General features: G+C 56.3%; 10 protein-coding genes. All 10 read left to right on the top strand.

Annotated elements, in window-relative coordinates; translation table 11 throughout:
* The first annotated feature begins 22 nt into the window (after positions 1-22).
* The 10 genes from ACFFT4_RS25530 to atzF all read left to right on the top strand — a co-directional run bounded on the left by ACFFT4_RS25530 (position 23) and on the right by atzF (position 14,844).
* Positions 23-1,675 (top strand): ABC transporter substrate-binding protein, encoded by a 1,653-nt coding sequence (locus ACFFT4_RS25530; RefSeq protein WP_378051816.1) that lies wholly within the window; start codon positions 23-25, stop codon positions 1,673-1,675.
* 79 nt (positions 1,676-1,754) lie between these two features.
* A complete protein-coding gene (locus tag ACFFT4_RS25525; protein ID WP_378051815.1) occupies positions 1,755-2,639 on the top strand; it encodes a carbohydrate ABC transporter permease in 885 nt (294 codons plus the stop codon).
* A complete protein-coding gene (locus ACFFT4_RS25520; RefSeq protein ID WP_378051814.1) occupies positions 2,639-3,469 on the top strand; it encodes a carbohydrate ABC transporter permease in 831 nt (276 codons plus the stop codon). Before ACFFT4_RS25525 ends, ACFFT4_RS25520 begins: the two co-directional genes overlap by 1 nt.
* A 39-nt stretch (positions 3,470-3,508) precedes the next feature.
* Positions 3,509-5,206, top strand: a complete 1,698-nt coding sequence (locus ACFFT4_RS25515; RefSeq protein ID WP_378051813.1) for a TIM-barrel domain-containing protein — start codon at positions 3,509-3,511, stop codon at positions 5,204-5,206.
* 18 nt (positions 5,207-5,224) lie between these two features.
* The gene (locus ACFFT4_RS25510; protein ID WP_378051812.1) at positions 5,225-6,133 is read left to right on the top strand and encodes a hypothetical protein; all 909 of its coding nucleotides are present in this window, start codon (positions 5,225-5,227) and stop codon (positions 6,131-6,133) included.
* 59 nt (positions 6,134-6,192) lie between these two features.
* On the top strand, positions 6,193-9,372 hold the full coding sequence (locus tag ACFFT4_RS25505) for a glycoside hydrolase family 2 protein (RefSeq protein WP_378051811.1): 3,180 nt from the start codon (positions 6,193-6,195) through the stop codon (positions 9,370-9,372).
* Positions 9,369-10,814: an SGNH/GDSL hydrolase family protein gene (locus ACFFT4_RS25500; RefSeq protein ID WP_378051809.1), complete on the top strand. Its 1,446-nt coding sequence runs from the start codon at positions 9,369-9,371 to the stop codon at positions 10,812-10,814. Before ACFFT4_RS25505 ends, ACFFT4_RS25500 begins: the two co-directional genes overlap by 4 nt.
* A gap of 281 nt (positions 10,815-11,095) precedes the next feature.
* Entirely contained in the window at positions 11,096-11,833 is a 738-nt protein-coding gene (locus ACFFT4_RS25495; protein ID WP_378051808.1) for a DUF3800 domain-containing protein, read from the top strand.
* 504 nt (positions 11,834-12,337) lie between these two features.
* The gene (gene biuH, locus ACFFT4_RS25490) at positions 12,338-13,030 is read left to right on the top strand and encodes a biuret amidohydrolase (protein ID WP_378051807.1); all 693 of its coding nucleotides are present in this window, start codon (positions 12,338-12,340) and stop codon (positions 13,028-13,030) included.
* A gap of 62 nt (positions 13,031-13,092) precedes the next feature.
* The gene (gene atzF / locus ACFFT4_RS25485; protein WP_378051806.1) at positions 13,093-14,844 is read left to right on the top strand and encodes an allophanate hydrolase; all 1,752 of its coding nucleotides are present in this window, start codon (positions 13,093-13,095) and stop codon (positions 14,842-14,844) included.
* Positions 14,845-15,055 lie beyond the last annotated feature (211 nt).

Here is a 15,055-nt window from a genome sequence, read left to right as displayed (position 1 = left end):
CATCTAAGGGGATAAAAACGAGATGAGAAACAGAAAAACCCGTATATCCGCATTTTCCATGTTGGGATTGCTTCTCGCCTTCGCTATAGCGGCCTCCGGCTGCAGCAAGGCGAACGAGGGAGCGGGCAACGGCGGGAGCGCGAGCCCCGGCTCCGCAAGCCCGGGTTCCGCGAGTCCCGCGGACAAGACGATCGAGCTGAAAATGATCTCCTGGCAGGGTCAGAACATGGCCTACTGGAACGCTTACGAAGAAGCGATCAACGACTACATGGCGCTTCATCCGAACGTGAAGATTGAGCATATTTTCCAGCCGCTGGCCAACGACGGATACAACAAGCTGCTCGACACGCAGTTCGTGGCGCATAAGGCTCCCGATCTGATCGACCTGCAAGGCGCCAACATCGGCAAGTATACGGACCAGGATTATATCCTTCCTCTGGACCCGTACTTGAACCAGCCGACCGCGTATTCGGACGGAACGAACTGGATCGATACGTTTATCGGCGGCGACTCCGGCTTCTCCAACCTGAAGACGTTGAACAAATACGGAGCCATCTCTTTCGTGCCGGTAGACAACGGTCCCGGCATCGCGGAAAACCGCCCGTTCTTCTACAACAAAACTTTGTTGGACAAAGCCGGCGTCACCGAGATTCCGCAAACGTGGAAGCAATTCATGGAAGCGCTGGAGAAAGTGAAAGCCGCCGGAATTACGCCGATCGCGGCCGACAACAACAGATGGGTCAAGTGGATCACGAGCTGGACCAGCAATCAATTCGTCGACGGTTACCTGGATCAATTTTTCGACGACAAGTTCAAAGACTCGCGAGCGCTGGATGACGCCAAGAGAAATCTGTCGGTATTAAACGGCGATATCGACACGGACAACCCGCTCGTCAACGCGCAATACGACTTGCTTAAGGAATTCTCCCAATACTGGCAGGACGGCTGGGCCGGCGTAGACGACCTGGGCGCGCAGCAACTGTTCCTGTTCCAGCAGGCGGCGTTCATCGTGGACGGCAACTGGAACTATAATTTCTACAAAGAAAATATCAAGGACTTCGAGTGGGGCATCATGCCGTTCCCGCTGATCACGAAGGAAACGACGGAATACGCCGCGGAAGGCTTCCCGATGGGAGATAACAAGCTGGGCGCGGAAGGCTGGGCATTGAACAAGGATCTGGAGAAGGACCCGGACAAGCTGAACGCGGCCGTCGATTTCCTCCAGTATATTACGAGCAAGGACGCGCAGCAGAAGTTCGTCAAGACGGCGATGACCATCTCTTCGATCGTAGGCGTGGAAGCGCCGGAGGAGCTGAAGCCGTTTATCGTCTCGGATAAAGCTACGCTCGCTTTCCCGGCCAAATTCCTGATTTTCGAAGGAGAGGTTAACGGCGTCGCCTTGTCCCAGCAATTTTACATGAACAAGATGAACAAGGAAGAGTTCTTGTCCAAAATGAAGGACAGCGTCATGAGCAAAGCGTTGAAGGACGCCAAAACCCAATTGGATAAAGAGACGGGCATTCCCCGGACGATCGCTTCGGTCGAGAAGGACCTTGCGGACCTGAAGGCGAGCAATGCGTCGCAGGTGCTGATCGACGACAAGCAGAATACGCTGGACTTCCTGAAATTGAAATTGGAGCTGTACGAGAAATACGCGAGCGACGCGATTCGCTAAATAAGCTTAGGAAAAATAGGCAGACGGATGCTGGATGTCGGCTGCCTATTTTTTTCGCCAAAAAGAGGTGCAAGGCAGGATGAAACATCAACGCTTAAACCAAACCTGGAAAATCGGATATTTGTTCGCGCTTCCGGCATTGCTGTTCACGCTGCTGTTCGAGTATTACCCGATCGGCAACGGCATTTACCACGCGTTCTACAGATGGAACGGAGCGGATATCGAGAAATTCATCGGCTTCGACAATTTCGCGGAGATCATTCGGGACGAGGTATTCTGGATCTCGGTGAAAAACATGATGATTTTCCTCGTCTCCTCTATCGTGCTGATGGTGCCCACGTTTGTCGCCTGTATCGTTTTGTTCCGGTTGAAGAGCACCAAGCTGCAATACTTGTACCGGATTCTATTCTGCGTTCAGATGATTATTCCGAGCATGGTTGTGCTGCTGATCTGGAAGTTCATGTACAACCCGCAGTTCGGATTTTTCAATAAAGTGTTGGAATACCTCGGCTTGCAGCAGTTCCAGCAGCTCTGGCTCGGCGACAGCAGCCTGGCCCTGTGGTGTCTCGTCTTCATGGGCTTTCCGTGGATCTCGACGATCGGCGCGCTTATCTATCTGGGCGGGCTCCAGAGCATCGACGGCTCGATCTGGGACGCGGCGCAGATGGACGGCGTCGGGCCGGTCCGCAAAGCGTTCAGCCTCGAGCTGCCGCTGTTGAAAGGACAGATCAAGCTGAATCTCGTCACCGTCATCGTCGGCTCGATTACCGGGTACGGCACGCAGCTGATTATGACGAACGGCGGTCCCGGATTTTCCACCACGACTCCCGGTCTGTACATGTACCAGAAAGCGTTCGGCACATCCGCCGAATACGGCTACGCTTCGGCGGTCGGACTCATCTTGTTCGTCATCGCCCTGCTGATCTCGCTGGGAGCCATGAAGTTCATTAGGAGTGAAGATTAATGCACGGATTGAGCACAAAAAGAAACTACGAATGGTTAAAGCATCTGTTCCTGATCCTGACCTGCATCATGCTGTTTTACCCGCTGATCCTGATGGTGCAAATTTCGTTCAAGGACGTCGGCCAAGTCATTTATGAATTTTTCCAGATCAAACCGCCGTTTCATTTCGAAAACTATACGAAAGCCTGGAACCAGGTAAGCCCGCTTATTGTGAACAGTCTGATCATGTCGGGCGGAACGGCGCTGCTGGCCGTGCTGCTCGCGACGATGGGCGGATACGCGTTCGGCCGCTTGAAATTTCCGGGGCAAGAAATTATGTACTGGGCGATTTTCATCAAAATTTTGCTGCCCGGGGTACTGAATCTGATTCCCGCGTTCGTCCTGGCCTGGAAGCTCGGTCTGCTCGATTCGTTCTGGTCGGTCATTCTGTTCGGCGCCGCGGGAGCGCTGCCGTTCTGGGTGTTCGTGCTGCGGATGTTTATCGCCCAGCAGCCGCAGGAGCTGTTCGATTGCGCGAAGATCGACGGCGCGGGCGAGGTGCTGACCTATCGTTATCTGGTGCTGCCTCTCCTCAAGCCGATGATTACGCTGATGGCGATCAACGTGTTTATCGGAACCTGGAATGACTATATTTGGCCGCTCGTCACGATCACGACGCCGGAGAAACGTCCGCTTGTCGTGGGCCTGGCCTATCTGGCGTCGAGCTTCCCGAACGATTACGGCCCGCTGACCGCCGGTTATGCAATCGCCTGCGTGCCGCTTGCGCTGCTGTTTATTTTCGGAATGAGATTTTTCGTTCAAGGCATGACGTCGGGCGCGATCAAAATGTAACGGCGGCCGGCGCCGCCGAGGAACGCAAAGGAGATTGTCATGGAATACGGATTAAATACGTCCCATATCGCGCTGGCCGTTCGCGGCCAAGACAACCGGATCGTTCTGCGCAATCGGCTGACGGGTCATCTGCTGCTGGAGCTGCCCGCGCTGCGGATGCTGGCTCCCGTGCTCGGCGGAGCTCCGGTCGAGCTGGAGCCGGAAGGGGTTGAAGCCGCCCCGGACAGACTGACCCTTCGCTTCAAGTCGCCGCAGGTTGCCGAATTCGCAGTCGTTTTTCGCGTGCAGGGCGACGCTCTGCTGGTCTCGTCCTCTTTTACGGCACGGGAAGCTTGCGAATTGAATCGGCTTGAATTGTACCCGGAGGGGACCCGAGTCAACTTCTACGATCTGGTCAATTTCCGCAATCGCCATCATACCGCGAACACCTGGCCCGAGCTTAACTTCGGGGGCAAGGGCTTCGAGACCGACACGTATTCGGGAGATTGGCAGTTTGCTCCGCATCCTTCTCTGTTTGTGCTGCGGAAGAACGAAGTCCATTTCCTATTCGGGGCGTTGAGCCTGCCCCAAGCTTATGGCATGTACATCAAAGCTGCGGAGTATGCGGTCAAGGAATGGTATCTGGATTGCGGCGCCGCGGGATGGGGACAGCGGCTGGCAGCCGGAGAGGCGTACGAATCTCCCATATTCGTTATTGCTCTGGAGAACGACGCGACGGTCTATTCCATGCTGGATCGCTATACGGACATGCTGATCGGGCAGGGTTATATTCCGGATCCGAAGCGGAAAGCAAGCGTCGATTGGCATACGGGCCCCCTGTACTGCACCTGGGTCGATCAAATGTATATTTCGAAGGCTGAAATTCCCGATGAGTTGAACGAGCAGGGCAAGGTGACGACGGCCGCCGAAGTACTGAACGAAAATTTCGTGCGGAGAGCGCTTGAGGTCATCGACAAGGAAAACCTGCCGTTTCGGACGATTCTGCTGGACGACGGATGGCAGACGACAAGAGGGCAATGGGACCCGCACCCGGAGCGGTTCCCCGATCTGCGCGCGCTGGTCGACGACATCCATCGCAGAGGCATGAAGGCGATCGTCTGGTGGAACTGGGCGGAAATCTTCGACGACGCGGAGGTCGACGAGGCTCATCTGATCGCCGGGGGCAAGCTTAACAAGCATGGCAGCCGCATGCGGGATTACTCGCATCCGCGCACGCAGAAGGAATATCTCGAGCCGCTCTTTTACCGTCTGTTCTCCTCCGACGAGGGCTGCTTCGATCTGGACGGGGTGAAGACGGATTTTCTGGCGGACAAGGTGCACGCCGACATGCCGGTCTACGATCCGCAGTGGCGCGGAGAAGAGAACTATATTTATCAAATTACCCGGTATTTCTATCGTTTGATGAAGAGCATCAAGCCGGACGCCTGCCATATCGGATGCGCCGGTCATCCGTATCTTGCCGAATTCATGGACGTTAACCGAACGTACGACGTGACAAGCACCAATGTCATAGAGCATTACAATCGGGCGCTGATGCTGCAGCATACGACGCCGGGCTGTCCGGTCGCTTTCGATTTCTTCCTCTATGAAGAGAATCGCGAGCGTTTTCTGAAGACGGCCGCAGAGAACCGTTGGGCCATCGAGATCGGGAATATTGTTGCGGACAAGAAGGATTACTTCTCGCCGGTCGAACCTGCGGGAGCCGCCTATTATGCCGCATTGCGCAAATATTTGTAAGCGAAGGCGGGGGATTCCGTGAATCGAGCCGTCCTACGATTGACTTCCGGGAGGCTGGCGGTGGAACTGTCCGCGCCGGACGCCGGGCATCGGGGTTCCCGGTTCGACAGGACCGGGCATGTCGTGCAGGCGGTATTGGACGGAAAACATCGCTTCTGCACGGAGGAATCGCCCGACCCCGGACAGGGCACCGGAGGCAGCGGAATCTGCGGGGAGTTCGGCATCTTCACGCCGATCGGCTTCGAGGATGCCGCACCGGGGGAGGTGTTCCCCAAGCTCGGTGCGGGGCTGCTGATCCGGCCCGACATGCAGCCGTATGCCTTCGCGCGGCCGTATGTTATCGAGCCCTATCCGATAAAGATCCATACCGGCGACAGGTTCGCCGTCTTTCGGACGGAGCCGGTCGATTGCCGGGGATATCGGGTCCGCTACGAGAAGCGGGTATCGCTGGACGAGAACGTCCTGACGATCGAATACAGGCTGGGCAACGTCGGAGAGAAGCCGATCGTCACGGAAGAGTACGCCCACAATTTTATGGCCGTCGACGGCCATCCGATCGGACCGGATTATTCCTTGCGGCTCTCCCACGCCTTCGATCCGTCGTCTTTTCCGCCAAAACTTCGCGTACAGGGGCGGGATATCGGATGGGGTGAAGCGCCGACCGGAGCTTATTATGCCCGCATCGACTTTCCGGATCAGGGGGAGCGGGAAGGGGTGCCGTCGGAAGGAATGTCATCGGATAACGGATTCCGGTGGGAGCTGCTCCATGAGCCGAGCGGGGTTAGCGTGCGGGAATCGAACGATTTTCCGCCGTCCGCGATCGCTTTATGGGGCGACCGGCACGTCGTCAGTCCGGAAGTGTTTATCCGCCTTGCGCTCCGGCCCGGAGACGAACGGCTGTGGACGCGGCGGTACGAGTTTAATTGAGGCAAGCCGTTAGGCCGCACGGCCGCAGCGCGCGCGCCTGGATAAAGGATGTGGAAGCTATGCCGCTATCCTCAGCGGACAATCAATCGGAGAAAGATTTATTCGCGGCTATCGCAGCCAGGGGCATTTCTGTCGGTCATCAAGATCTGATCGCTCCCGCGCCGCCCGAATTGGACGATAGAAGCTTGCCGTTAACGCCCTATCGGGGGCAGAAAACTTTTCGGCCGTTGGAGACGATGGCGACCGCCGAACAACTGGCGGAGGAATTGGAGCGTCAGCGCCGGTATTACGCGCCGTTCATGAACGATCTGGCGCCCGCGCTGCCGTCCGGAAGAAGCTCGATCGAGCTGAAGGAATTCGATTGGCGGGTTCAGACCGAAGCCGATCGCCAGTCGTTCCGGCAGGCGTTGTCGGGTCAGGGCAGTTGGGAGAAGGCTCGCATTCCGCACTATGGCGGACCGTTGGGTCAGGCGACGACGTATTATCGCACCCGTTTTATTCTGGATGAGGAACAGCTGCGACGGGGCTCGTGCTTCGTCTGCTTCCGGGGCGTCGACTACAAAGCGCACGTGTTCGTAAACGACAGCTTTGCCGGCTCCCACGAGGGCTTCTTCGCGCCGTTCGAATTCGATGTTACGTCCTATGCGCGCGTTGGCGAAAACACGCTGCTCGTTCGCGTGGACAACGACTACATTGGATTGGGCAACGAGACGGAGGAGCATCCGGGAATTCGGTATACGGGGGACAAAATTTACGCGGCAACCGGCCCGGGCTACGACGACCCGCAAATGGGCTGGCATCACTGCCCGCCGGGCATGGGAATCTATCAGCGCGTCTTCGTCGAGACGAGATCGAGACTTCATCTGGGAGATGTATTCGTCAGACCTCATCTTGACGAGGGACGCGCCGAAGCCTGGATCGAAGTCTACAATTGCGACGCACGGCCCGCGGAAGTCGCGCTGGAGCTATCGCTGTACGGACAAAATTTCTCCGCCGTCGTGTTCGAGGGGATGCGCTGCTCGCCTTCCAGCTATCTGGAGGTCGGGCTGGGCGATTCGCTTACGGAAGCCAATTTGCGCAAAGAGGGGAAGCTGGATCGACCTCAGCCGCTCTTCGCGGAGAAGGGCGTCAACCGGTTCAAATTCTCCTTCTCCATTCCCGACGCGCGGACATGGGAGCCAAGCGAGCCGTGGCTGTACCAGCTTCAGGCGAAGCTGGCCACCCCGCAAGGCGAGCCGTTGGATTACGCGAAGCGGCAGTTCGGGATGAGATCGTTCCGCATGGAGACGGAAGGCGAGCGGAAAGGGAAGTTTCTCCTGAACGGCAAAATGATCCGCCTTCGCGGAGCGAATACGATGGGACATGAGCAGCAGTGCGTCATGAACGAAAATTGGGACCAATTGCGGGACGACCTGCTGCTGGCGAAGATCGCCAACATGAACTTTCTGCGCCTTACGCAGCGCCCCGTTCAATCGGAGGTTTACGAGCTGTGCGACCGGGTCGGGTTGATGGTGCAGACCGACCTGCCGCTGTTCGGCGTGCTGCGCAGAAACCAACTGTGCGAGGCGCTGCGGCAGACGGAAGAGATGGAACGGCTGATCCGCTCGCACCCGAGCAGCATTCTCGTTTCCTATATCAACGAGCCTTTTCCCAACGCCGGCAACAAGCCGCATCGCAATCTCGTTCGCGAAGAGCTGGAGCATTTTTTCCGCATGGCGGATACGATCGTTCATCTGAGCAATCCCGACCGGGTGATCAAGCAGGTGGACGGAGATTACGACCCGCCTTCCTCGGGGCTGCCGGACAACCATTGTTATCCGGCCTGGTACAACGGACATGGGCTGGACATCGGCAAGCTGCACAAGGGGCACTGGATTCCGGTCAAGCCGGATTGGTACTACGGATGCGGGGAGTTCGGCGCCGAAGGGCTGGATCCTGTCGGTCTCATGCAGAGGCATTATCCGAAGGAATGGCTGCCGAAGGACGCCGCGGACGAGCGGAACTGGTCGCCTAATCGGATCGTCAACGCCCAGTCCGGGATGTTCCATTATTTCTTCTACGAGACGCCGAACACGCTGCAGGATTGGGTCGAGGCCAGTCATCGGCACCAGGCGTGGGCGACGCGGACGATGACCGAAGCGTTCCGCAGAGACGACCGCATGAACACGTTCGCTATCCATCTGTTCATCGACGCGTTCCCGTCGGGTTGGATGAAGACGATCATGGACGTGGAGCGCAACCCGAAGCCGGCCTATTTCGCTTATCGGGACGCGTTGACGCCGTTAATGGTCAATCTGCGGACGGATCGATTCAAGCGGTTTTCGGAGCAGGAGACGGTAGTCGAGGCCTGGGTCTGCAACGACCGGACGGAAATTCCCGAAGGCGCCGTGCTGCAGTACCGTATCGAGTGGCAGGGGAACGTCATATCCTGCGGCGAAGAGCCGGCCCGGATTTCCTCCTGCGGCAGTCGCTTCCAGGGGAAGCTGAGGTTTAAGGCGCCGAAGACCGACAAACGGGGCGAAGCGGTCGTTCGTCTCTCCTTGCTGGATAGCGACAAGCGGGTGCTGCACGATACAAGCCTGCAGATCGAGGTGTTCCCGCGGGCAGAATCGGCACGGGCTAACGGCGTGTGCGCGCTCGGAGGCCGGGGCATTGCCGCTCGCCTGGCTGTGGAGACGGAGGGCGATCGCATTGTCTTGACGGAGGCCGGAGCGGGGGACGTCATTCTGATCGACGATTACGAGAGCTTCGCCGAATGCGAGCCGGCTCTGACGGCGGCCGTGAAGCGCGGAGCCCGGGCGATCCTGCTGGAGCTGCCGGAGGGCGAGTATACGATTGCCGGGGACGCGGTGTCCGTCAAAAGCTGTGGCATGTCACCGCTTCATTTCGCGGCTCGCGATCCCGGGCATCCGCTCGCTCAGTCTTTCCGGGCGGACGACTTCCGGCTATGGTACGATCCGGAAACCGATTATATTACGCCGTTCCTCGAGGCAACGTTCGTGGCCGACGGCGGCGGATTCCGGAGCATTCTGACGAGCGGCAACACGAATGCGAAGGGCGAATGGAGCCCGGCCTTGGCCGTCGCGGAAAAGGCGGTCGGCGAGGGAAGTATCGTCATCTGCCAGGTGAAGCTGGCGAACCGACTGGCCGACAACCCGGTCGCCCGGCAGTTCTGGGTCCGCCTTCTCGATTCGAAGAGCGGAGAAGCCGGAAGCGGGGAAGGGGAGGCATTGCGATGACAGACGGTTGGCAGTTTCGGAAAACCTTTGCGGATTACAAGCTGCGGGAAGGATTAAGACGTTTCGGGCGCAAGCTGAATGTCGGCGACGGTTGGTCCGGCGGTGCTGACGGTGTGTCCGGTGGCGTATCTAGCGGCGGATCCGATAGTCTGTCCAATGGCGTAACTAGTGACGGGTACGGCGATTTGTTGAATGGCGCGACCAGTAGTGGGTGCGATGGTTCGTCGAATGGCGTGACTAGTAGTGAGTTTGGTGGTTCGTCGGATAACGTAGCTAGTGGAGGGCCCGACGGTTCGTCGAATGGCGTATCTAGCGGTTCTCCCAACAGCGCGCCGACCTCCGGAATCGACCGCGTCTGCAACGTCGCTTTTATCGGAGGCTCGGTGACGGATGGAGCGGGAGCTTCCGATCCCGGACGGACCAGTTGGCGGTCGCTGACCTGCCGGTATTTGGCCGAGAAGTATCCGCATGTTTCCTTCCGCTTCACGAACGCCGCGGTAGGGGGAACCGATTCGACCTACGGGGCTTTCCGCTTCCGGCAAGACGTGCCGCAGGCGGGAGCCGTCGACTTGCTGCTGGTGGAGTATGCGGTAAACGATGCCAGAAACCGCGACGAATCGGTGCGGGCGATGGAAGGAATCGTTCGCCAGGCGCTGCGGGCGAATCCAGAAGTCGATATTGTTTTCGTCTACACGACGCATCAATCGGGAGTGGAACGGTGGCTGAAGGAGGGAGAAGCGGACGCCAATATCGGCAGCCACGAGGAGGTCGCCGATTATTACGGCCTCCCGTCCGTGGATTTCTCCCGAGAGGTCGCGAAGGCGATCGGGGCCGGTCTCTTCGATTGGGGCGCGTTCAGCGAGGATAACGTTCATCCCCGGGATTTCGGCCATGCGCTGTATGCCGAGCTGATACAGAAGTTTTTGGAAGCTGCTGCTGCCGATTGGAGCAATTCCCAGCCCTCGGCAGCGTCTGACGGAGCCGCAGCTGGAACACGGTTCCGGCCTCCGCTTGATCCGCAATGCTACGAGCACGGCAGGCTGGTCGGAATCGACGCGGCCGAGATTGCGGCCGGCTGGAAGCAGGAACGCGAGTTTGCCCCGGATTCGGCGCAAATCTGCAATTGGACGCCTCCGGCGGAGATTTTGCTCGGGGACGCACCCGGAGACAGCCTCGTTCTGTCGTTCGAGGGAACGAATATCGGATTCGTCATGCTGGCCGGCCCGGATACCGGAGCGGTGGACATTTCCATCGACGAAGGTTCGGCCTTTGCCTACGATCCGTTCGACCGTTATTGCAAAATGTTCTATCGCCCCAAGATATGGTTGCTCAGCGAGCGCTTAGAGCCCGGCCGGCATACGATCAGAATCTCGATTGCCGACCGGAAGCACGAGGAGAGCTTGGGGAAACGTCTGCACCTGTGGAAGTTTATGGTGAACTAGTATAAGTGAAAGCAACGAGGAGGGGCCTTTGGGTTCCTCTTTGTCATCAACTACGGGCTCTATAATAACAACCAGCCCGGAAACGTATGCCCTTTGGGATGCTAAATTATTCGTACAATTTACTCATGTATTCACTTAAAGCTACTTCTTGCATAGCTTATCAATTTTCAAATCGGGTCACAGATTCTCAATTTTAATATGGTTAGATATTCCATCCCAACCATATTGGTAGTAGAATATATCTATTCTTACTGTCGGTTGTTAGGGAAGGAGTGTACCTTATGTACTATATAGACGAATCTGGAAGTATTCCTACCTTCAAAAGTAGAAAATGGAAGAATCGATATTTTGTCATATCGTTCATTCATACAAACAATTCCGAGCATTTGAAACGAGTCCATAAGAAGAGCATTTTAAATTTACGGAAATATCATGAATATTTATTTAACGAAACAGGAGAGTTAAAGGGAGCCGAAGCTCCACCATTTGCTAAAGAGTATCTTATATCCCGACTGATTTCAAAAACAGACATTAGCATCGGGTATATTGTCGTTGATAACTGGCACGTCAAAGATTCTTTCAGGCAAGTTCCAGGTAGATCATTTAATTATTTAGTGAAGCTTTTATTTATGAGTCACACTCTGGGATCGACGGATAAGTCGCTTTTATGTATAAAATCTGACAATAGGAATACTGCATTAAAATCTTTAAAATCACTCGAGGAATACTTATTTCAAGAGTTGGTTCTTGGAGAAGAGATTACATACGGAGTTGACGTTGAATATTGTGATTCAAGCAGAAATTATAATGTGCAGGTTGCGGATTTAATAGCAAACACTATTTTTCAGTACTATAGATTTAAACATATACCATTCCCTCAACACGATACAATTACTGAGGAAATAGATATTCCTAATCCAGAGGTTTCATTATATCTTTACAATTTATTCAAGGAAAGAATATTTTATTGTCAAGTATTCCCTGGGAGGCAATCCCCGGTAGGAGTACAATTAGCATAACTAACATAAAATGAGTTGTTGACAAGAGAAACAGCAAGTGGTAACATTGATATGCAATCTTCCGGTAAGACCCTGTTAAGCGCGACTGTGGGTAACGTAAGCTGCCTTTTCTGGTAGCCGCCACGGGGCAGGGGATTGTGCCAACTCCCATGAGGGAGTTTATTTTTTTATACAAACAATCTTAGGAAAACCATCTTTAATTCTTATTCAGAAACTACCCCTCGTTCGTTATTCCTTATCTCACACGATGTCATGAAATAATAATCTATACTCCACCAATTTGTCGTTGGCCTCCATCCCTCCATCCCTCCATCCCTCCATCGTCTCTTTCGCTTCAACTCAAATAGCTTATAACAAACAGCGGCACGACCTTTATGCTCCGAACACAAAAATAATCGAAATCCATTGGCGGTGTCTGACAATGACGCCGTCTTTTTCATGTTATATAATATAACAAATAAAAGAAATCATCTATCATACATCTGACATAAAGGAGTGGAAAACATGTATGTTGCCGCACAACCTTACGCCTACCCTTACAACGGAGAGATCAGACCGGACAATACCGCGCTGCTGATTATCGATATGCAGATCGACTTCTGCGGACCGGGAGGGTACGTAGATCGGATGGGGTACGACCTGTCGCTTACGCGCCGCGCCATCGAGCCGATTCGGAGCTTGCTGGAGACTGTCCGCGCGATCCCGGGATTTACGGTCATTCATACGCGGGAAGGGCATCGTCCGGATCTGTCCGATCTGCCCGCCAACAAGAGGTGGAGGAGCAAGCAGATTGGCGCGGAGATCGGATCGGCCGGTCCGGCGGGACGGATTCTGGTACGCGGAGAACCTGGCTGGCAGATCATCGAAGAACTGGCTCCGCTCGATGGGGAAGTCATTATCGACAAGCCTGGCAAAGGCAGCTTCTACGCAACCGACCTGGATCTGATTCTGCGAACGAGAGGCATTCGGAATTTGATTCTCACGGGCATTACGACCGACGTGTGCGTGCATACGACGATGCGCGAAGCGAACGACCGGGGATATGAGTGTTTGATATTGGAGGATTGCACCGGAGCGACCGACCCGGACAACCACTTGGCAGCTTTGAAAATGGTGACGATGCAGGGCGGCGTCTTCGGCAGCGTGTCCGATTCGGCTCGAACGATCGAAGCTCTTGGCAAGCTCGTCGGAGAATGAGACCGGGGTGGGCGAATAAACCGCGCGAAGTCCGGGACTAAGGAATGGCGGAGGGATGAGAGATGAAACAGCTGAAGGAGACAGGAACGCTGTCGATCGATAGATTGCGAGAGGCCTACCGGGAGAAAAGAACGACACCGGCAGAAATCATTCGCGAGATCGTGCGGCTTGCCGAACGAGACGGCGAGATGAACATATGGATTACCCCGCCGAGAATGGAGAGAATTCAGCCGTACCTGGACGGATTGGCCGAGATGGATCCGGAGCAGGCCCCGCTCTGGGGCATTCCGTTCGCCATCAAGGACAACATCGATCTTGCGGACGTTCCGACTACGGCCGCCTGTCCGGATTACCAATACATTCCCCGCGAGCATGCGGCCGTCGTCGACAGGCTGATTCGCGCAGGGGCGATTCCCGTCGGCAAAACTAACCTGGACCAGTTCGCCACGGGACTTGTCGGCGTGAGAAGTCCTTATGGGGAAACCCATAACGCGATCAGAGAGGAACTGATCAGCGGCGGCTCGAGCTCCGGTTCGGCGGTAGCCGTCGCCAGAGGCCATGCGGCCTTTTCGCTGGGAACGGATACGGCGGGCTCGGGGCGGGTGCCGGCGGCGCTTAACGGTTTGGTCGGATATAAGCCCGGCCTTGGCGCATGGCCGACCAAGGGCGTCGTGCCGGCTTGCGCCAGCCTCGATTGCGTCTCGGTGTTTGCGAACAGCCTGGAAGACGCGCTGGCGGTCGACCGCGTCGCCAGAGGCTTCGAACCGACGGATCCGTGGTCGAAGGAGCTGCCTCCGCTTGCGCCGAAGCTTCCGGCCAAGCTGCTCGTTCCGGAAGGAGACTTGAGCTTCTTCGGTCTCTATGCGGAGGAATACGAACAGGCCTGGCGTCGAGCGGTAGAGAAGCTGCAGAGCCTGGGATTGCCGATCGAATACGTGGATACGGGACTGTTCCGGGAAGCGGCCGAGCTGCTGTACGGCGGTCCTTTCGTCGAAGAGAGATGGGCCGGGCTCGGAGGATTCATCGAAGCGCATCCGGACAGCGTGCTGCCGGTTACAGCGGGAATTCTTCGCCCGTCTTCGGAATCCCCCTTCGACGGAGCTTCCGTATTCAAGGCGATGCACGCCCTGCAAGCAATCAAGCTGGAAACAAGCCGTCTGCTCGAAGGCGCGGTGCTCGTGATGCCGACATCCGGAGGCACCTGGACGCGGGAACAGGTTCGCAATGATCCTGTCCGGACGAATACGCAGATGGGGCTTTACACGAATCACTGCAATCTTCTGGATCTGTGCGGTGCGGCTATCCCGGCGGGACATGCCGCGGAAGGCGTTCCGTTCGGTATTACTCTGTTCGCTTCGTCCGCGCACGAGAGTCTGGCGGTCGGCGCCGCGCTGGCCGTGACGGGCGACACGGCGCTCCTGAAGCCGCCGGCTTCGGGAAGCCATACTTACGTCGCCGTATGCGGGCTGCACATGAGAGGGTTTCCATTGGAGAAACAGATGCTGCAACTGGGAGCAAAGTTCGTGCGGGAGGCGAAGACCGCTCCCAAGTATGCACTTTATCGCTTGCCGACCGTTCCTCCCAAGCCGGGGATGATGAAGCGCAAAGAGCAAGGGAAGGCGATCGAAGTGGAAGTGTGGGAGATGCCGCTCTCATCCTTCGGCGCTTTCGTTTCCGACATTCCGGGGCCGCTGGGTATTGGCAAAGTCGAGCTGGAGGACGGGACGGAAGTGCCCGGCTTCGTGTGCGAGGCGTATGCTGCGGCGGGAGCGGAAGACATTACTTCTTACGGCGGCTGGCGCGCGCTCAAGTAGCTTGGGTTACAAAGACTTTCCCTTATGCGACGTCTTCCTGAACAGGAGGACTCGCGGGCGGGGGAGTCTTTTTTTCATGGCTGACCAATATCGGTCGACACGCCCGGTTAAACATTCCTGTAGAGTCTAAGATTTACGCTTGGACAAAGCAAAAAGCACCTCGTATGATGGGGGTTGAACGGATCAATGTCCTAAACCCATCAGGAGGCGC

Source organism: Cohnella cellulosilytica, from assembly GCF_042431195.1.
In the GTDB taxonomy this organism is placed as follows: Bacteria; Bacillota; Bacilli; order Paenibacillales; family Paenibacillaceae; genus Cohnella; species Cohnella cellulosilytica.
This window is presented reverse-complemented; position numbering and strand designations above follow the sequence as displayed.

Excerpts from the sequence above, each read along its gene's own strand:
- ACFFT4_RS25530 (WP_378051816.1), top strand. The coding sequence starts at position 23 with ATGAGAAACAGAAAAACCCGTATATCCGCATTTTCCATGTTGGGATTG.
- ACFFT4_RS25525 (WP_378051815.1), top strand. The coding sequence starts at position 1,755 with ATGAAACATCAACGCTTAAACCAAACCTGGAAAATCGGATATTTGTTC.
- ACFFT4_RS25520 (WP_378051814.1), top strand. The coding sequence starts at position 2,639 with ATGCACGGATTGAGCACAAAAAGAAACTACGAATGGTTAAAGCATCTG.
- ACFFT4_RS25515 (WP_378051813.1), top strand. The coding sequence starts at position 3,509 with ATGGAATACGGATTAAATACGTCCCATATCGCGCTGGCCGTTCGCGGC.
- ACFFT4_RS25505 (WP_378051811.1), top strand. The coding sequence starts at position 6,193 with ATGCCGCTATCCTCAGCGGACAATCAATCGGAGAAAGATTTATTCGCG.
- ACFFT4_RS25500 (WP_378051809.1), top strand. The coding sequence starts at position 9,369 with ATGACAGACGGTTGGCAGTTTCGGAAAACCTTTGCGGATTACAAGCTG.
- ACFFT4_RS25495 (WP_378051808.1), top strand. The coding sequence starts at position 11,096 with ATGTACTATATAGACGAATCTGGAAGTATTCCTACCTTCAAAAGTAGA.
- biuH (WP_378051807.1), top strand. The coding sequence starts at position 12,338 with ATGTATGTTGCCGCACAACCTTACGCCTACCCTTACAACGGAGAGATC.
- atzF (WP_378051806.1), top strand. The coding sequence starts at position 13,093 with ATGAAACAGCTGAAGGAGACAGGAACGCTGTCGATCGATAGATTGCGA.